The following is an 18116-nucleotide window of genomic DNA, read 5'->3' on the forward strand; positions in this document are numbered from 1 at the left end:
CCCGCTCAATGAGGAGACACCCATGTCGAAGAGATTGCCCGCATCGCTCGCCCTCGCCGGCGTCGCCGCCCTCGTGCTCGCCGGCTGCGGCACGGGAGGCGGCTCCGACGCCGCCCCCGAAGAGGTCACGTTCGACGAGGACACCGCCGCCGAGATCAGCTTCTCGTGGTGGGGGAACGAAGACCGTGCCGCCCGCTTCGAAGAGGTCGTGGCGCTGTTCAACGAGCAGTACCCGAACGTCGAGGTCGTGCGGAACTTCAACGCCTGGGGCGACTACTGGACCGCGCGCAACACCGAGGCCGCGGGCAAGTCGCTCCCGGACGTGGTGATGATGGATGCCGGATACCTCGGCGAGTACGCGAGCAAGGGGCTGCTCGCCGACCTGTCTCCCTACCGTGACACGCTGCTGCCGCTCGACGGCATCACCGACCAGGTGCTCGGATCGGGCACGGTCGACGATCAGCTCGTCGGGGTCCCGCTCGGCACCAACGCCTGGTCGATGATGTACAACAAGGACATCCTCGACTCGTTCGGCATCGACTACCCGACCGACGACATGACGTGGGACGAGCTGAACGACTTCATCCTCGAGGTGAACGAGGCGGGCGCGGCATCCGATCCGAAGATCTACGGCGCCGAAGACTACACGGGCGGCCTCCCCAACTTCATCTACCACCTGATGCAGGACGGCAATCCGGTCTTCGAGGAGGACGGCACCCCCGCCTTCGACGAGGACGACGTGATCGAGTACCTCGACAGCGCAGCCGACCTCCGCGAGGACGGTGAGTTCTACCCGGTGGAGCGCAGTGTCGCCCTCTCGCCGAGCGGCGGATTCCTCGCCGGCGAGGCTGCGATCTGGTTCAACTTCTCGACCACGGTGCTGCAGGGCATGACGGATGCCGGCACCGAGAACATCGGCATGGTGCAGCCTCCGCTCGAGAAGGGCGAGAAGGAGCACGTGCTCGCCCCCAAGCCGAGCATGCTGCTGAGCGTCGCGAAGAACTCCGACCAGCAGCAGGCCGCCGCCGCGTTCGTGAACTTCCTCACCACCTCGCCCGAGGTCGCCGAGGTCTTCGGAACCTCGCTCGGCACCCCGCCCACCGAGGAGGGTCGCGCGGCCATCGACCAGACGCCCGCCGACACCGTCAACCTCGACTACCTCGCGTCGGTCGACGACGAGCTCACCGCCAGCTACCCGATCCTCCCCGCCGGCTACGGCACGATCGAGGCGAAGTGGGGCGAGCTGCACGAGCAGCTGCGCTACGGCGACCTGACGACGAAGCAGTTCGCGCAGGAGCTGTTCTCCGAGATCTCCCTCGTGCTCGGATCCTGACCGTCTCGCATCCCCCTGCCGCACGGCCGTGGCGCCCGGCTGCAGGAGAAAGGAACATCCCATGACTGCTCCTGCAGCCACCTCACCGCCCCGTGCGCGGTCGAGCGCGCGGGCACGGCGCGAGACACGGGCCGGCTACCTCTTCCTCAGTCCCTGGCTCATCGGGTTCTTCGCGCTGACCGCCGGACCGATGGTCGCGTCGCTCGTGCTGTCATTCACCGACTACAACCTGTTCAACGACCCGGAGTTCATCGGGCTCGAGAACTACACCCGCATGTTCACCGACCCGAACTTCCTGCAGGCGGTGAAGGTCACCGGCATCTACGTGCTGATCGGCACCCCGCTGAAGCTGGTCGCCGCGCTCGGTGTCGCGATGCTGCTCAACGCGCCGCGACGAGGGCAGGGGTTCTACCGCTCGGCGTTCTACCTCCCGTCGCTGATCGGGGGGAGCGTGTCGATCGCGATCGTGTGGAAGGCGATGTTCATCGACAACGGCATCGTCGCCCAGATCGGGTCGTTCTTCGGCGGGCCGCCGGCATCGGAGGGCGGATGGGTCGGCGATCCGGCCCGCACCCTGCCGCTGCTGATCCTGCTGACGGTGTGGCAGTTCGGGGCGCCGATGGTGATCTTCCTCGCCGGACTCAAGCAGGTTCCGCCGGAGCTGTACGAAGCGGCATCCGTCGACGGCGCGGGCCCGGTGCGGCGCTTCTTCTCGATCACGATCCCGATGCTGTCGCCGGTGCTGTTCTTCAACCTGCTGCTCGAGACGATCCACGCGTTCCAGGTGTTCAACTCGGCGTACATCATCTCGAACGGCAGCGGAGGACCCGCGGGATCCACGCTGTTCTACACGCTCTACCTCTACCTGCGCGGGTTCCGCGACTTCCAGATGGGATACGCCTCGGCGATGGCCTGGGTGCTCGTGATCGTCGTCGGTCTCGTGACCCTCATGCTGTTCCGCAGCTCCCGCGCGTGGGTGCACTACGCAGGAGACGAACGATGACCAGGGCGATCACGCAGACCGAACTCATCACGACCGACCCCTCCGGACCGCGCGCCCGCGGCGAGGCGAGCGGGTTGCGCTGGCGTCGCGGCGCGCGCACGGCGGTGTTCCACGTGCTCACGCTCGCGGTGCTCGTCGTCATCCTCTACCCGGCGGTGTGGATGGTGATGTCGTCCTTCAAACCGGGGAACGAGATCATCGGCTCGGTGAGCCTCGTGCCGGAGTCCTTCTCGTTCGACAACTACGCGAAGGCGCTCTCCGGCATCGGCGGCGTCTCGTTCTGGACGTTCGTGGTGAACTCGCTCATCCTCGCGGTGGCCTCGGTCGTCGGCGTGGTGCTGTCGTGCTCGATCACGGCGTACGCGTTCGCGCGCATCCGATTCGGCGGCAGCAAGCTCTTCTTCCTCTGCATGATCGCGACGATGCTCCTGCCGTTCCACGTCGTGATCATCCCGCAGTACATCGTGTTCAACCAGCTCGACATGATCAACACCTACTGGCCGCTGCTGCTGGGCAAGTTCCTCGCCGCCGACGCGTTCTTCGTGTTCCTCATGATCCAGTTCATCCGGGGTCTCCCGCGCGATCTCGACGAGGCGGCGCGCATCGACGGCGCGGGGCACGTGCGCACCTTCACGGCCGTGATCCTGCCGCTCATGAAGCCCGCGCTCGTGACGAGCTCGATCTTCGCGTTCATCTGGTCGTGGAACGACTTCTTCGGTCCGCTGCTGTACCTGAAGGACCCGGGCATGTACACGATGCCGCTCGCGCTGCGGCTCTACGTCGACCAGACGTCGACGAGCGATTACGGAGCCCAGATGGCCATGGCGATCCTCGCGCTACTCCCCGTGGTGCTGTTCTTCCTCGCGTTCCAGCGCTACCTGGTGTCGGGCGTCGCGACCGAGGGACTCAAGGGATGACCGCCGACAGGGGCACGGCGATGCGGACCGAGACCCGGCGCGTGTTCGGCGGCTCGTGGGTCGCGGCCTTCGGCGAGATGCTCGTCATCGGGCTCGCCGTTACGCTCATGTCGCTTCCGCTCCTGACTCTCGTCCCCGCGTTCGCGGCGGGTGCGCGGCACTTCCGTGCGCACCTCGACGACGAGCCGGATGCCGTGCGGCTGCTCGCGTTGCGCGGCGTGCAGGCCGTGCGCTCCGGGTGGTGGTTCGGCGCGGCATCCGCTCTCGTGATCGGCCTCCTCGTCGTGAACGCGCTCGGCGCCGCGCAGGGACAGCTGCCCGGCGGCATCCCGTTCGCGATCGTCAGCGGAGGGCTGGCAGCGCTCGTCGCGGTCGCCGTGCTGCGCACCGCAGCTCTCTGGACACCGGAGGCGCGCTGGGGCGATCTCTGGCGACAGGGCCGCGGACTCGCGATCGACGATCCGATCGGCAGCGCGCTGGTGCTCGCCGGGATCGGCGTGAGCGCGGTCGTCGTCTGGATGCTGCCGCCGTTGGTCGTGATCGCCCCCGGTCTCATCGTCGTGGCGCTCGTCGCCGCGGAACGCCGCCGCACGGCGGGTTCCCCCACGCCGTCGTCCGTCTCATCGTCGTCCGTCTCATCGTCGTCCGTCTCATCGAAGGGAAACGCATGACCACCCATCCACCGGCCGTCCGCGTCGGGATCATCGGCACCGGCGGCATCGCGCACGCGCACGCCGCGGCGATCGCCGACCTCACGGGCGAGATGGAGCTCGTGGTCGTCGCCGACATCGACGCCGACCGGGCCACCGCCTTCGCCGCGCAGTACGGAGCGACGGCGGTGACGGATGCCGAGGAACTGCTCGCCGTCGAGGGACTCGGCCTCGTCCACATCTGCACGCCTCCGGGAACGCACGCGCCCCTGGCGATCGCCGCCATGCGCGCCGGCGTGCCGGCGCTGGTCGAGAAGCCCACGGCGCTGAGCCTCGCCGAGCTCGACGAGATCGCGCGCGTCGAGGCGGAGGCGGGCGTGCCGACGCTCACCGTGTTCCAGCATCGGTTCGGCCCCGCGGCCGTGCACCTGCGACGCATGATCGACGACGGCGACCTCGGGCGTGCGCTCGTCGCGACGTGCGAGACCCTCTGGTACCGCGACGACGAGTACTTCGCCGTGCCGTGGCGCGGACGGTGGGAGGTCGAGGGCGGCGGCCCCACCATGGGTCACGGCATCCACCAGTTCGATCTGCTGCTCTCGCTGCTCGGCCCGTGGGCCGAGGTCACCGCGATCGCCGCGCGGCAGACCCGCCCGACCGACACCGAGGACGTGTCGGCCGCGCTCGTGCGCTTCGAGAGCGGTGCGGTCGCGACCGTCGTGAACTCCCTCGTGTCGCCGCACGAGACCTCGCGCCTGCGCCTCGACTTCGAGCACGCGTCGGTCGAGCTCCGGCACGTGTACGGCTACACGACCGACGACTGGACCTTCACGCCCGCCCCCGGCCACGAGGAACTGGCCGAGCGCTGGGCCGCCGGACCGTCGGCCGCGCGGGCCAGCGCGCACCGCGATCAGTTCGCCGCGCTCGCCGCGGCGCTGCGCGAGGGCGGCACACCGCCGGTTGCGCTGTCGGACGCCCGGCGGACGCTCGAGTTCGCCGCAGCGACGTACGCCTCGGCCTTCCGCGGCGAGGCGGTCGCGGCAGGCCGGATCGTCGACGGCGACCCGTTCCACACCTCGATGAGCGGCGGGCTGGTGCCCTGGCCGCCGCGGAAGGAGAAGGCATGACCGAGGCGTTCCCGGCGAGCCAGGCGTTCCAGGCGATCCACGACATCGGCCGCAGCGTGACCGTGCGCGACGGGGAGATCGAGCTGTTCCGGTACACCTACGCCCCCGACCACCCGCAGCTCGAGTCGCCGCGGCCGTACCTGCATCCGCTCCGCACCCGTGGCGGCGACCTCGTGAGCCTGTACCGTCCGCACGACCACGTGTGGCACAAGGGCATCTCCTGGGCGCTGCCGGTCATCGACGACGAGAACTTCTGGGGTGGCTGGTCGTACGTGCACGGGCAGGGGTACGTATCGCTGCCGAACAACGGCGAGCAGCGTGCGATGGGCGAGGTCGCGGTCACGGTGGGGGAGGCCGTGACCATCGCGCACGAGCTGCAGTGGATCACCCAGGCGGGCGAGCACTGGTTCGACGAGAGGCGCGTGCTGACCGCGGCGCCGGTCTCGGAGACCGCGTGGGCCCTGAGCTTCGAGACGAGGATGACCAACGTGCGGGGGAGCGCCGTCTCCTTCGGGTCGCCGACCACGAGGGGGCGGGAGAACGCCGGCTACGGCGGCCTCTTCTGGCGCGGACCGCGGTCGTTCACGGGCGGCACCCTCGTCGCGCCGGGTGTGCAGGGGCGCGACGAGCTCCGAGGGCAGCGGCACGAGTGGATGGGGTTCGCCGGGCGGCACGACGGTGTCGACCGTTCGTCGCTGCTGCTCATGCTCGACGACGACCGCAACCCGCATCATCCACCGCAGTGGTTCGCGCGCTCCGACGAGTTCGCGGCCCTCAACCCCGCTCCGTTCTTCAGCGAGGAGACGGTGGTCGCGGCGGGGGACACCCTGCACCACCGCTACGGTGTCGGGGTCGCCGACGGCACGGTCGACGACGCCGCAGGGCTCGCGGATGCCGTGCGCGACCTGGTCCGGAGCGCGGGATGACGTCGGCCTCGACGTTCCCCGGGGGCATCGGGGTCTCGGAGCTCGCGGTCTACGACACCGCCGCCGTCGACGGACTCAGCGGCGGGAGCCCGCACATGCATCTCGTGTCGACCGAGGCCTACGCCGTGATCGGCGGGCGCGGCGCGCTGCAGACGATCGACGCGACGGGATTCCGGGAGACGCCGCTGTCGTCGGGATCGGTGGTCTGGTTCACGCCGGGCACCATCCATCGAGCGATCAACGACGGCGAGCTGCGGGTCATGGTGCTCATGAGCAACGCCGGTCTGCCGGAGGCGGGGGATGCCGTGATGACGTTCCCGCCCGAGCACCTGGTGGATGCCGAGACCTATGCCGCAGCGGCGTCTCTCGACGGGCCGGGCGGGACGGCAGAGCGGGGGCAGCGCGCGGAACGGAGGCGAGACCTCGCGGTGCAGGGGTTCCTGCGGCTGCGGGATGCCGTGCGCGACGGCCGTCTGGAGGAGCTGCGCGCCTTCTACGCGGCGGCGGGGGCGCTGGTCCGCGACGCCAGTGCGGAGTGGGGGGCGCTCGTGGAGGAGGGGCCGCTCGCCCAGGCGCGCCGCAGTCTCGACCTGGCCGGCCGGGTGGCGGAGGGTGACGTGAGCCATCTGGCCCTCGCGTCCGTGACTGCGGCGCCGGAGCGCGCGGCGGAGGCGGCCTTCGGGATGTGCGGGCGACTGCATCCGCGTCTCTGAGCGGGTTCCGCACGCGGCATCCGCTCGCACGCGTCATCCGCTCGCGCGCGGCATCCGCCCGCACGCAGCGAAGGAGATCGCACGCATTGCAGGACCCGACACGACGGATGCTCCTTCGCAGCGTGCGATCTCCTTCGCAGCGTCACCGCGGATACAGCGAAGTGGGCCGGGGCATCAGCCCCGACCCGCTCGGTTCCGCGTCCGATCAGACGATCAGAGCGGTGCGACGATGTCCTGCTTCACGTCCCACTCGGTGATCTCTTGAACGCTCTCGAGCTTCTGCCCCTGGACCTCGGTGGAGCCCGTGGCCGCGAGTGCGACGTAGTCCTTCGTGAGTTCGAAGACCATGTTGACGGTCGTGCCCTGCTCTTCGGTCGTTCCCGACACCAGGTACACGTCCTGGCCGAGACGCGTGCTCTTCCCGGTGACGGTGTACTCGCCGCTCAGCGACGCCGCGACACCCATCGGGTCGGCCGGGTCGGTGGCCTTCGCCGCCGTGCTCAGCGTCGACACCATCTGGTCGCTCGACGCCGGATCGGCGACCTGCCATTCGCCGTCCGTGGTCTTCACCCACGCATCGTCTCCGATGGCGATGATCGACCCGAAGGTCGTCGTGGTCTCGAGAGCCTCATCGCCCGGGTTGAACTTGGTGGTCGATTCCATCCCGAGCGTCGTCATCTTCGCGGCGAAGCCCTCCGACGCCAGCATGGCTGCGGAGACGCACTCCGCCAGCGTGGCTCCGTCGACGGTCGCACCCTCGGTGAGCTCCGGGCAGTCGGATGCGGGAGCGGTGCTCTCCTCCGCGGCGGGCGTGGACGACGCGGTGTCGTCCTTCGGCTCGTCCGCGGGTGCGGAACAGCCGGTGAGCAGGATGGCGGCGGCCAGGACGATGCCGGCCCCGATCTTGTTGACGCGCATGCGCGTTCCCCCTTCGGTCGTCTGTGGGCGCTGACGATCAGCACGCACCCCACCAGCATGCCAGGCCGGTCCCGACCGGGTGGGAGCAGTTCAGAGGAAACTCCGCTAGACTGACGAGGTTGTCTGCCCTCAGGCGCCCATTCGGATGCCCGGACGGACGACGTGCTACACACCCTCCTGCTTCCGGGAAAGTCCCGGAAGCCGTTCTAGTCCGAAGGAGGTGGGTAAGTGACGCACCAGTACGAACTCATGGTCATTCTGACCCCCGAGATCGACGAGCGCCAGGTCGCTCCTACGCTCGACAAGTTCCTGAAGGTCATCACCAACGATGGTGGCTCGATCGAGAACGTCGACGTCTGGGGCAAGCGCCGTTTCGCGTACGAGATCCAGAAGAAGACCGAGGGCATCTACGCCGTCGTCAACTTCACCGCGACCAGCGAGGCCACGCAGGAGCTCGACCGTCAGCTCAAGCTGAACGAGCAGATCATGCGCACCAAGGTGCTGCGCGCCGAGGAAGCTCAGGCGATGATCGCTTCCGAGGCCAAGCGTGCCGAGGAGAAGGCTGCTCGCAAGTCCGCCAAGGCAGCGAAGGCGTAAGTCTCATGGCCGGCGAAACAGTCATCACCGTGGTGGGAAACCTCACGGCCGACCCCGAACTGCGCTACACGCAGAACGGACTGCCGGTGGCGAACTTCACCATCGCGTCGACCCCGCGCAACTTCGACCGTCAGGCGAACGAGTGGAAGGACGGCGAAGCGCTGTTCCTCCGCGCGTCGGTCTGGCGCGAGTTCGCCGAGCACGTGGCGGGTTCGCTGACCAAGGGCATGCGCGTCATCGCGCAGGGCCGTCTGCGTCAGCGCTCCTACCAGGACCGTGAGGGCAACCAGCGCACCGCGATCGAGCTGGAGGTCGATGAGATCGGCCCCTCGCTCCGGTACGCGACCGCGCAGGTCACCCGTGCGGCGTCGAACGGTGGTGGCGGCGGCGGACAGTCCCGTCCCGCCCAGCAGCAGGTGTCGGAGGAGCCGTGGTCCACGCCCGGCTCGTCGACCAGCGCCGATGCCTGGAGCACTCCGGGCAGCTTCGGCGACGACACCCCCTTCTGAAACAGATCTCCGGATGCTGCGGCATCCGTCTCATAACTAAGGAAAACCAATGGCTGGAAAGTCGAGCGGCGACCGCCGCAAGCCGCGGAAGGGCGCGAAGAACGCCGCTCCCGCGAAGTCGATCCGGGTCGGTGTCATCGATTACAAGGATGTCTCCACCCTTCGCAAGTTCATCTCGGAGCGTGGAAAGATCCGCGCCCGTCGTATCACCGGTGTCTCCGTGCAGGAGCAGCGTCTGATCGCTCGCGCGATCAAGAACGCTCGCGAGATGGCTCTCCTGCCCTACGCCGGCGCTGGCCGCTGAGGGGTACCGACATGGCAAAGCTGATTCTCACGAACGAGGTCGCCGGGCTCGGAAGCGCCGGTGACGTGGTCGAGGTCAAGAACGGGTACGCCCGCAACTACCTCATCCCCCAGGGCTTCGCTACGGCGTGGACCCGCGGTGGCGAAAAGCAGGTCGCTTCGATCCAGGCTGCTCGTCAGGCTCGCGCGATCCACGACCGCGACGAGGCCGTGGCGCTGAAGAACTCGATCGAAGACACCAAGGTCCGCCTGGCTGTCAAGGCCGGTAACGAGGGTCGTCTCTTCGGTTCGGTCAAGACCGCCGATGTCGCCGACGCTGTCGCGGCCGCCGGTCTCGGTTCGATCGACAAGCGCAAGGTGCACATCACCTCCGCGATCAAGTCGGTCGGCGAGCACGAGGCCACCGTCCGTCTGCACGACGACGTGACCGCTGTCATCACCCTGCAGGTCGTCGCCGCCAAGTAAGCGACGTCTTCGCGAGAACGCCCTCTGTCCCTCGGGACAGGGGGCGTTCTGCATTCCCGCCCATGCCGTCCCGCCCCCGCCCCCGTCCCCGTCCCCCGCCGAGACCCACCTTCCGCGTCGAGGCCCACCAACCGCGACGTGTGGGGTGGTGGGTCTGGGCGGGGGTGGTGGGTTTCGGCGCAGGCGGGGAGGAGCAGGGGGGCGGGGAGGAGCAGGGGCGCGGGAGGGGGGATGCCGAGGGCATGGCGGATGCCCCGTGCTGGGGACACGGGGCATCCGCATGCTGCGCGGCGTCGCGATCTGCCGGCGGGCGAGGAAGGGGTCCCCCTCCCGACGGCCCGGGACCCGCGCACCGGCGGTGCGGCGCCTCCTCCCCCGAGGACGACTGCACCGCCGGGACCTGTCACACGGTCAGGCGGCGACGCAGCAGCATCCCTGCTCCGAGGAGCAGCAGCACTGCGGCGAGAGCGGCGAGACCCGTGGAGGAGGCGTCACCCGTCTGGGCGAGTCCCTGCGACGAGCCGGCGGCCGTCACGGCTCCGCTCGACGACAGCACAGCTGCCGTCGTGGTCGGGGTCGTTCCGGGCGTGGTGCCGGGGTCGGTGCCAGGATCCGTTCCGGGGTCCGTTCCCGGGTCGGTGCCGGGGTCGGTTCCCGGGTCCGTTCCGGGGTCGGTGCCGGGACCGGTCACCGTACTGTCGCCTCCGACCGAGATGGCGTTGCCGCCGAGGGTGATCGGGAGGGTGATGGGCGCGGTGATCTGGGTTCCGCCGAGGATGCCGTCGTCACCGGTGGTCACGCCACCCGTGGTCGGGCCACCCGTCGTCGGGGCTCCGGTGGTGGAGCCACCGGTGACCTCGCTGTCTCCGAGGACGGAGATCGCGTTGCCGGTGCCCGTCACCGGAGCGGTGACGGGAGCGGTGATCTGGGTTCCGCCGAGGACGCCGTCGTCACCGGAGGTGGTTCCTCCGGTCGAGGTGCCGCCGGTGGCCGGAGCGGCCGGAGCCGTTCCGCCCGCGACATCGCTGTCTCCGAGGACGGAGATGGCGTTGCCGGTCGCGGTCACGGGGGCCGTGACGGGAGCGGTCACCTGCGTGCCACTCGCGACACCGTCGTCGCCGTTCGTGGTCGCGCCCGTGGACGGAGCCGTCGAACCGACCGGAGCGGCCGGCGTGGAGCCGCCGTCGGTGGCGCTGTCGCCCAGGAGGGAGATCGCGTTGCCGGTGGCGGTCACTGGAGCCGTGACGGGAGCGGTCACCTGCGTGCCGCCGAGGACGCTGTCGTCACCCGAGGTCGAGGCCTCGGTCGACGGAGTGCCCGAGCCGGCCGGAGCGGCCGGGGCCGTGCCGCCCTCGCTCGAGCTGTCGCCCAGGAGGGAGATGGCGTTGCCGCTGACGTTCACCGGGGCGGTGATGGGAGCGGTGACCTGGCTGCCGCCCAGGATGCCGTCGTCTCCGGTCGTGGTCGAACCCGTGGCGGGTGCGGAGGAACCGGCCGGAGCAGCCGGGGCCGTGCCGCCCTCGCTCGAGCTGTCGCCCAGGAGGGAGATGGCGTTGCCGCTGACGTTCACCGGGGCGGTGACGGGAGCGGTGACCTGCGTGCCGCTCGCGACGCCGTCGTCACCCGAGGTGCTCGGCGCTGCGGCATCCGACGTGCCGGACCCGGATGCCGGTGCCGCGGCGTCCTGTCCGGTGGAGGCGCTGTCGCCGAGGAGCGAGAGCGAGTTGCCGGTCACGGTGATCGGCACGTCGACGTCGAGCAGCGCCTGCGAACCCGAGAGCACGCCGTCGGCGCCGTTCGTGGTGACCGACGGGGTGGCGGCGGGGGCTGCCGGTGCGGGTGCGGGTGCTGCGGGAGCGCTCGACGAGTCGCCCAGGAGGCTGATGCCGTTGCCGCTCACCGTCACGGGGACGGTGACGGTGACGACCGCCTGGGTGCCCGACGCGACACCGTCCGCGCCGCTCGTCGCCGGAGCGGGAGCCGGAGCGGGAGCGGGTGCGGGAGCCGGGGCCGGAGCGGGTGCCGGTGCCGGGGCGGGCGCCGGAGCCGCCTGCGCGGAGGAATCTCCGAGCAGCGAGATCGCGTTGTCGACGATCGTGACGGGCACCGAGATGGGGGCGTCCGCCTGCGTTCCCGAGAGCAGTCCGTCTGCTCCCGAGGTGTCGGCCGCGTTGGCGGCCGTCGCGCCGAACAGGGTGACCCCGCCGGCGATGAGCGTGCCCCAGAGGGCCCGCTTGAGGATGGTGCGCATGATGTCCTTCTCCTGACTGGAATTGGGTGTCCGATGTGGGTGCGCGCGAGGGTGAGTGCGCGCGCAGCACGGCATCTGTCGCTCACGAGGAGCGACCGGACCACCCGTCAGTCAGGAGAGACGTCGGTGTCGGCGACCAGCGACGTCGGCAGGACGTCGTCGGGTGCACCGGGGGTGCGCTCCACGGCACGGAGCGCGGGGAATCCCACGTCACTGAGACGCGCGTGGGAGAGACCGGAGGCGCCGCCGGAGCCGGCGGACGCGGGGATGGCGGGCGAACCGCCGTGCGAGGGAGACGGGGCCTTCTCCTCGTCGGATGCGGGCACACTCGTGGCCGGGGCAGCGGGGGTGGCTACCGGCTCGACTGCGGCGGTCGCGGGGTTCCCTGGTGTCGCGGCAGCGGGCGCACGGGTGCCCCGCGGGTGCGAGCTCGACACGGCGGATGCCGCGGAATCAGGGCGATCCGCAGCGATGCCCGACCCAGGATCGAGGGCGACGAGCACCGGCGGAAGCGTGTTCTCGACGACCCCGCCGACGACGGCAGTGGTCTCGTCGACGACGCCCACGACGTCGGTGAGCAGGGTGTTCACGCCCAGGCCGTCGATGAGGCTGCCGACGATCGGCAGGGCCGAGACGGCATCCTGCACCGGGCGGACGATCTGCGAGACCGGAGCATCCTGCAGCAGGTCGGTGACCGGAGCCACGGCGGCCTGAGCGGTGTCGGTGACGGTCTCGACGACGGGTGCGGTCGCCGGTCCGACGACGGGAACGGCCGCGACGGTCTCGGTCACGGTCTCGACCACGGCCGGGGCCGCCTGCTGCACGGGCGCTGCCACATGGGTGACGACCGGAGCGACGACCTCGGTGACGACCGGAGCCACGACCTGGGTGACCACGGGCTGCGTGACAGCGGTCACGGTGCTGCCGACGGTGGAGACGGTCTGGCTCACGAGCGAGGAGACGCTGTCGAGAAGGGGGGCATCGGACTGCTCATCGGCGTGCGCGGAGGAGCCACCCGTGAGGATCGTGATCGCGGCCCACGCGACAGCGCCCACGCCACCCCACAGGACGGCGGCGGGTACGCCGCGTCGGGTCGCTTGAGCGTTCACGTCGGCTTCCCTCCCCGAAAGACCTTCGTTCCGATGCATCCTGCGTTGATGTGGGGGCGACGATACTCCCGGAATACCGGCTTGTCTAGACCCCCGCGCGCGTGAATTGAACGATGGTTCACGGCGCATCAGCGAGGTCGCGGGCGGCCGACGCGCCCGGTGAAATCCCCGCTTGACTTTCCCCAGGTTCTACACATCCCGCTCGCGATTCGATGAACCTTCAATGTTCACTTGAAGCACTTTCCCATCCACAGGGTGGGGAAAGGGTAAAGCCCCGATCAAACCGCAAAATAAAACTCGCGCGACTAGTACTCCACCGGGTTATCCACACCCGTTCTGCACAGACACTCCGGACTTCTCCGCACGCTCTCCACATGGTTATCCACAGCCCGTGTTGCGACCGGAAACACCCGCTCGTAGCGTGGTCCAGCGACCCGATGTCGGAGGCCTGTGATTTGCTGCGCAGATCGTCCTCCGGCCGGAATCAGAGCGCGACGCGGTCGCGGCGCGCACCGGGGGACAGTCGCAGCGAAGGGAGCAGTGTGTCGATCGCCGACATCTCCGAGGAGCGCCTCGGGGGCCAGCGCAAGCCTGAGCGCACCCCGCCGCACGACCTGCTCGCCGAGCAGAGCGCGCTCGGCGGAATGCTGCTGTCGAAGGATGCCGTCGCCGATGTGATCGAGACGCTCAAGGGCGCCGACTTCTACATCCCCAAGCACGAGCTCATCTACGAGGCGATCCTCTCGCTCTACTCGCACGGCGAGCCCACCGACGTCGTGGCCGTCACCGACGAGCTCATCAAGACGGGCGAGCTGAGTCGCGCCGGCGGCGCCGACTACCTGCACACGCTGACCTCGATCGTCCCGACCGCGGCCAACGCCGGCTACTACGCGGGCATCGTCTCGGAGCGCGCGATCCTGCGTCGTCTGGTCGACGCCGGCACGCGCATCGTGCAGCTCGGGTACGACGGTCAGGGCGATGCGACCGACATCGTGAACAACGCCCAGGCGGAGATCTACTCGGTCACCGGGTCGGAGACGGCCGAGGACTACGTGCCGCTCACGGTGGCCGTCGACGCGGCGGTCGAGGAGATCGAGGCGGCCAACGGGCGCGACGGCTCGATGACCGGCATCCCCACCGGTTTCCGGGAGCTCGACGAGCTCACCAACGGCCTGCACGGCGGACAGATGATCGTCGTCGCCGCCCGACCCGCCATGGGAAAGTCCACCCTCGCCCTCGACTTCGCGCGCGCGGCCTCCATCGGCCACGACTACCCGTCGATCTTCTTCTCGCTCGAGATGGGCAAGAGCGAGATCGCCATGCGTCTGCTCAGTGCCGAGGGCGCGATCCCCCTGCAGAACATGCGCAAGGGAACGCTCGACCCGCGCGACTGGACGACCGTCGCCTCGACCCGCGGGCGCATCAACGACGCTCCGCTCTACATCGACGACAGCCCGAACATGACGCTCGTCGAGATCCGCGCGAAGTGCCGGCGACTCAAGCAGCGCGCCGGTCTGAAGATGGTCATCATCGACTACCTGCAGCTCATGACCTCGGGCAAGCGCGTCGAGTCGCGTCAGCAGGAGGTCTCGGAGTTCTCGCGAAGCCTCAAGCTCATCGCCAAGGAACTGCAGGTTCCCGTCATCGCCCTCTCGCAACTGAACCGTGGCCCCGAGCAGCGGCAGGACAAGAAGCCCGCGATCAGCGACCTGCGTGAGTCCGGCTCGATCGAGCAGGACGCCGACATGGTCATCCTGCTGCACCGCGACTCGGTCTACGACAAGGACGTGCGTCCGGGTGAGGCCGACCTGATCGTCGCGAAGCACCGCAACGGTCCGACCGCGACGATCACCGTCGCGTTCCAGGGTCACTACTCGCGCTTCGCCGACATGGCCCCGGGCGGCGACTTCAACTGAGTCGTCGTGACCGCCGCGCTTTCGCGGCGGCCGTCACCGCAGCGCAGGCACCGGGATGGTCACGCCCGCGAGGTCTTCCAGCTGCGCCCAGACCGATGCCGCCGCCTCGGGGTCGGGGTCGTGCGTGCGCGCGAGCGGAGTGATGCGGATCGGCTGCCCGCGCAACGCCCCGGTGGGCGAGTAGTACTCCCCGCCCTCGGCCTGCGGATCGGTGAGGGCGCGGACCGAGGACCACGCAGCCGTGTCCTTGCCCTGCGCCCACGGCGTGTACGGATTGCGCTGGTACGGCGTCGTGGAGTCGCGGATGCCGGCGCGCTCGGGGGTCTTCGCATCGACGCCGACGCCGGGGCGGGCGACGAGTGATTGGACGGGCACCTCGTTCGCACGCAGTCGTCGGTCGAGCTCGAAGGCGAACACCTCGGTCACGGTCTTGGCCTTCGTGTACGCGCTGATCGCCAGTCGCGGGACGCGGGCGGGGTCGGACACATCGGCCGGGAAACGGCTGACGAATCCGGTGGACGTGTGCACGATGCGGCCGGTGGCGGCGTGTGCCTCGGCCGAGGAGACGAGAGCGGGCAGGATGCCGGCGAGCAGCCGCACGGTCGACACGACGTGGGTGCCGAGGAGCAGCGGGAGCCCGTCCTGGGTCGTCGCGCCCCGGGCCTTCGTCAGCGTCATGGCGCCGCCGTTGAGCAGCAGTCCGTCGAGGCGGGGGAGAGAGCGCAGGGTGTCGGCCGCGCGGTCGATCGATTCGAGAGAGGCGAGGTCGACGACGACGCTCCGCACGGACGCGCCGGGCACCTGGTCGCGGATCGACGCCGCGGCGCGCTCCAGTTTGGAGGCGGAGCGTGAGGCGAGCACGACGTCTGCGCCGGCGCCGGCGAGCTGCTCGGCGGCGAAGTAGCCGATGCCGGCCGTGGCACCCGTGACGACGAGGGTGCGACCGTTCTGGTCGGGAAGGTGGGCGGGGTTCCAGGTCACGGGGGATCCTTCGAGTCAATCGGATGAGTTATCCGCTTGAACATAGCACAAACGGATTCACTATCCGCTTGAACTGCTAGACTTTTCTCATGCGACAGGTGCGGGCGGATGCGGTGCGCAGCCGCCAGCGGATCCTCGATGTCGCTCGCGAGCATCCGCGCAGCTCTCTGAGCCTGAACGCCATCGCCCGAGACGCCGGGCTCGGTGTCGGGACCGTCTACCGCCACTTTCCGACCGTGCATGCGCTCGTCGAGGCGCTCTCCGTCGAGACGCTGGAGCGCATGGTCGAGATCGCGCGCGCCGCCTCCGCGCAGGACGACACCCGCTCCGCTCTCGCGACCTTCCTGGAGAACGCCCTCGCCCTGCAGCTGGAAGACGGCGGACTGCAGGCCGTCCTGCTCTCGCCCGACGACGAGGAAGACGACGTGCGGGCTCTCAAGGTCGAGATCTTCGAGTCGTTCGAGGCCGTGCTCGACCGAGCGCGCCGCGAGCGGCTGGTGCGCGACGACCTCACCATCGTCCAGCTCGAGCACCTCATCTGCGGTGTCGAGCACGCCGTCCGCCTCGGCGACCACGGCGACCGTCGCCTGTTCCTCGACGTCCTCCTCGGCGGCATCCGACCTGAGTGACTCCCGCTTTCCGAGTGGCGCCCGCCGCTGCTCCTGGGTCGAAGCGACCTCCTGCGTTCTGCGAGACTCGTGGGATCACGACTCTGTTGGGGAGGACAGACTCATGAGCACACCGATCGACAGCGCCGTCCTGCGTTCGCTGCAGGACGCGCGTGAGGCGGAGGACTGGGATACAGTCCTCGTGCTGCTCCGAGACGAGTGGAGCGCCCTCGTGCAGGACGCTCCGCAGGCGGTGATCGACGTCATCCGCGCACTGCCGCCGGACGTGCTGGCGCAGAACTCGCGGCTCCGCCTCGCCGAGCAGTATCTGCGGCGCACCTTCGACGGCCAACCGGAGGGGCGCGCGTACACCGACATCATCTCCGACGACCCGGCCGCTGCGCCGCTCGACCGTCTGGCCGCGCTGACGGGACGCATCGCCGTCGCCCGCGGGGCGGGTCGTCATCGGGATGCCGTCAGGGCCACCCAATCCGCGGTGTCGATGCTGCGCAGCATCCCCGTCGAGGTGATCCCGACGTTCGCCAACGCCCTCCCCGAGTTCCACTACCACTGGGGCGTCGCGTTCCTGCTCGTGAGCCGGTTCGACGATGCTCTCGAGCAGTTCGCGCAGAGCCACGACTGGTCCGTGTCGGTCGGCAATCGGATGGTGGACTCCCGCTCGGTCGGCGCCGCGTCGCTGATCCACGCCCTGCACGGTCGCGGTCGGGACGCCGCGGAGTGGCTCGGCAGGATGCCGGAGATCCCCGAGGGCGCCTGGTGGGCGGATGACGCCGTCACTCCCGCGCGACTGGCGGAAGCCATCCTCCACACCGAGCGCCTGGAACCCGACGCCGCCCGTGTCGTGCTCTCCGGCGTCGACATCCGTCTCGCTCCGGACTACTGGGGGCCGTATTTCGCGCTCCGCGCCTTCCTGACGCCCGACGACCCCGGCGACGCGCAGGCGCTGCTGTCGGAGTTCGACGCGTTCGTCGGCGGGCTCGCCCCGGAGTATGCGAACGTCCCGCTCAACGCCGAGTACTCGAGCATCGTGCGGTACCTGCTCCTGCAGATCCTGCATCAGCCGCAGCGAGCGTCTCGGGCGCTCGGGGATCTGCCGGTCGACACCGCGTCGAGCGTCGTGCGGCAGACCGGCGCGACACTGCACGCCTTCCGGCTGTTCGCCCTCGACCGGGGTGCGGAGGCGCGCGCGGTCGTCGCACCCCTGCTGCAGGCCTCGAGTGCGCACCCGCGCGTGCTCGTCCCCTCGCTGCTGATCGCTGCTGACACCGACGTCGTCGACCAGCGCGACGAACTGCTGCGCCGCGCGGCGGCGCTGGCGAGCTGGAATCGCTGCCACGCGGCCCTCGCCCTCGGATCGGCGAAGACCCGGCAGCGCCTCGCCGAGCTCGTGGACGAACGCGGCGACCACGACATCGCCGACAGGTTGCGCGCCGTCGTCGACAACGCAGCGATCGCGGGCACCGACGCTCTGACGAGACGCGAGAACGCGGTCGTGCGCGCTGCGGTCGCCGGTCGGTCGAACGTCGAGATCGCCGCCGACCACCACGTCAGCGTCAACACCGTGAAGACCCACCTGCGCACGGCGTATCGCAAGCTCGGGGTGTCGAACAGGGCCCAACTGCAGCAGCTGTTCCAACTCGGGCGCTGATCCGCGCCGTCTGCCGTCCGCCGCTCTTCCGACCCAGGGGTGATATATCGGTCGGAGGGGTGAATTCGCTTCCTGTGCCTGAGCTGAATGCCCGCCCCGCTGAAAGACTCCCCCTGGACTC

General features: G+C 69.7%; 18 protein-coding genes. 14 read left to right on the forward strand and 4 right to left on the reverse strand.

Features of this window, described 5'->3' with window-relative positions:
• The first annotated feature begins 22 nt into the window (after positions 1-22).
• The 7 genes from MRBLWO14_RS09510 to MRBLWO14_RS09540 all read left to right on the forward strand — a co-directional run bounded on the left by MRBLWO14_RS09510 (position 23) and on the right by MRBLWO14_RS09540 (position 6669).
• Entirely contained in the window at positions 23-1333 is a 1311-nt protein-coding gene (locus tag MRBLWO14_RS09510; protein WP_341932916.1) for an extracellular solute-binding protein, read from the forward strand.
• A 61-nt stretch (positions 1334-1394) separates the two neighbouring features.
• Positions 1395-2336, forward strand: coding sequence for a sugar ABC transporter permease (locus MRBLWO14_RS09515; RefSeq protein ID WP_341932917.1), 942 nt, complete (start codon positions 1395-1397; stop codon positions 2334-2336).
• Entirely contained in the window at positions 2333-3253 is a 921-nt protein-coding gene (locus tag MRBLWO14_RS09520) for a carbohydrate ABC transporter permease (protein WP_341932918.1), read from the forward strand. The genes MRBLWO14_RS09515 and MRBLWO14_RS09520 overlap by 4 nt, the downstream gene beginning before the upstream one ends.
• Positions 3250-3924, forward strand: coding sequence for a hypothetical protein (locus MRBLWO14_RS09525; protein ID WP_341932919.1), 675 nt, complete (start codon positions 3250-3252; stop codon positions 3922-3924). Before MRBLWO14_RS09520 ends, MRBLWO14_RS09525 begins: the two co-directional genes overlap by 4 nt.
• A complete protein-coding gene (locus MRBLWO14_RS09530; RefSeq protein WP_341932920.1) occupies positions 3921-5030 on the forward strand; it encodes a Gfo/Idh/MocA family oxidoreductase in 1110 nt (369 codons plus the stop codon). The genes MRBLWO14_RS09525 and MRBLWO14_RS09530 overlap by 4 nt, the downstream gene beginning before the upstream one ends.
• On the forward strand, positions 5027-5956 hold the full coding sequence (locus MRBLWO14_RS09535) for a PmoA family protein (protein WP_341932921.1): 930 nt from the start codon (positions 5027-5029) through the stop codon (positions 5954-5956). Before MRBLWO14_RS09530 ends, MRBLWO14_RS09535 begins: the two co-directional genes overlap by 4 nt.
• Positions 5953-6669, forward strand: a complete 717-nt coding sequence (locus MRBLWO14_RS09540) for a cupin domain-containing protein (protein WP_341932922.1) — start codon at positions 5953-5955, stop codon at positions 6667-6669. The genes MRBLWO14_RS09535 and MRBLWO14_RS09540 overlap by 4 nt, the downstream gene beginning before the upstream one ends.
• A gap of 213 nt (positions 6670-6882) precedes the next feature.
• Here MRBLWO14_RS09540 and MRBLWO14_RS09545 read toward each other — a convergent pair whose 3' ends face one another.
• Entirely contained in the window at positions 6883-7587 is a 705-nt protein-coding gene (locus tag MRBLWO14_RS09545) for a hypothetical protein (protein ID WP_341932923.1), read from the reverse strand.
• A gap of 228 nt (positions 7588-7815) precedes the next feature.
• Between MRBLWO14_RS09545 and rpsF the strand changes: the two genes are divergently transcribed.
• The 4 genes from rpsF to rplI are packed head-to-tail and all read left to right on the forward strand — an operon-like array spanning position 7816 to position 9461.
• Positions 7816-8184 carry a 30S ribosomal protein S6 gene (rpsF, locus tag MRBLWO14_RS09550; RefSeq protein ID WP_096713566.1) on the forward strand — a complete coding sequence of 123 codons (369 nt, stop codon included), beginning with the start codon at positions 7816-7818 and terminating at the stop codon, positions 8182-8184.
• A gap of 5 nt (positions 8185-8189) precedes the next feature.
• Positions 8190-8693 carry a single-stranded DNA-binding protein gene (locus MRBLWO14_RS09555; protein WP_096713565.1) on the forward strand — a complete coding sequence of 168 codons (504 nt, stop codon included), beginning with the start codon at positions 8190-8192 and terminating at the stop codon, positions 8691-8693.
• A 49-nt stretch (positions 8694-8742) separates the two neighbouring features.
• Positions 8743-8997 (forward strand): 30S ribosomal protein S18, encoded by a 255-nt coding sequence (gene rpsR / locus MRBLWO14_RS09560; RefSeq protein WP_096713564.1) that lies wholly within the window; start codon positions 8743-8745, stop codon positions 8995-8997.
• An 11-nt stretch (positions 8998-9008) separates the two neighbouring features.
• Complete coding sequence (gene rplI / locus MRBLWO14_RS09565; RefSeq protein ID WP_096713563.1) at positions 9009-9461, forward strand: 50S ribosomal protein L9; 453 nt, start codon at positions 9009-9011, stop codon at positions 9459-9461.
• A gap of 403 nt (positions 9462-9864) precedes the next feature.
• Here the strand turns inward: rplI and MRBLWO14_RS09570 are convergent, their stop codons facing one another.
• Both MRBLWO14_RS09570 and MRBLWO14_RS09575 read right to left on the reverse strand, forming a co-directional pair.
• The gene (locus MRBLWO14_RS09570; RefSeq protein ID WP_341932924.1) at positions 9865-11712 is read right to left on the reverse strand and encodes a chaplin family protein; all 1848 of its coding nucleotides are present in this window, start codon (positions 11710-11712) and stop codon (positions 9865-9867) included.
• Between the two features lie 107 nt (positions 11713-11819).
• Positions 11820-12821 carry a hypothetical protein gene (locus tag MRBLWO14_RS09575; protein ID WP_341932925.1) on the reverse strand — a complete coding sequence of 334 codons (1002 nt, stop codon included), beginning with the start codon at positions 12819-12821 and terminating at the stop codon, positions 11820-11822.
• A 542-nt stretch (positions 12822-13363) separates the two neighbouring features.
• On the opposite strand from MRBLWO14_RS09575, the gene dnaB reads away from it, so the two are divergent.
• Complete coding sequence (dnaB, locus tag MRBLWO14_RS09580) at positions 13364-14737, forward strand: replicative DNA helicase (RefSeq protein ID WP_096713560.1); 1374 nt, start codon at positions 13364-13366, stop codon at positions 14735-14737.
• A 33-nt stretch (positions 14738-14770) separates the two neighbouring features.
• On the opposite strand, the gene MRBLWO14_RS09585 is transcribed toward dnaB, so the two are convergent.
• Positions 14771-15718, reverse strand: a complete 948-nt coding sequence (locus MRBLWO14_RS09585) for an SDR family NAD(P)-dependent oxidoreductase (RefSeq protein ID WP_341932926.1) — start codon at positions 15716-15718, stop codon at positions 14771-14773.
• A gap of 89 nt (positions 15719-15807) precedes the next feature.
• On the opposite strand from MRBLWO14_RS09585, the gene MRBLWO14_RS09590 reads away from it, so the two are divergent.
• Entirely contained in the window at positions 15808-16347 is a 540-nt protein-coding gene (locus tag MRBLWO14_RS09590; protein WP_341932927.1) for a helix-turn-helix domain-containing protein, read from the forward strand.
• 103 nt (positions 16348-16450) lie between these two features.
• Positions 16451-17995 (forward strand): helix-turn-helix transcriptional regulator, encoded by a 1545-nt coding sequence (locus MRBLWO14_RS09595; protein WP_341932928.1) that lies wholly within the window; start codon positions 16451-16453, stop codon positions 17993-17995.
• Positions 17996-18116: the final 121 nt, after the last annotated feature.

It is taken from the genome of Microbacterium sp. LWO14-1.2 (assembly GCF_038397715.1).
Lineage (GTDB): Bacteria > Actinomycetota > Actinomycetes > Actinomycetales > Microbacteriaceae > Microbacterium.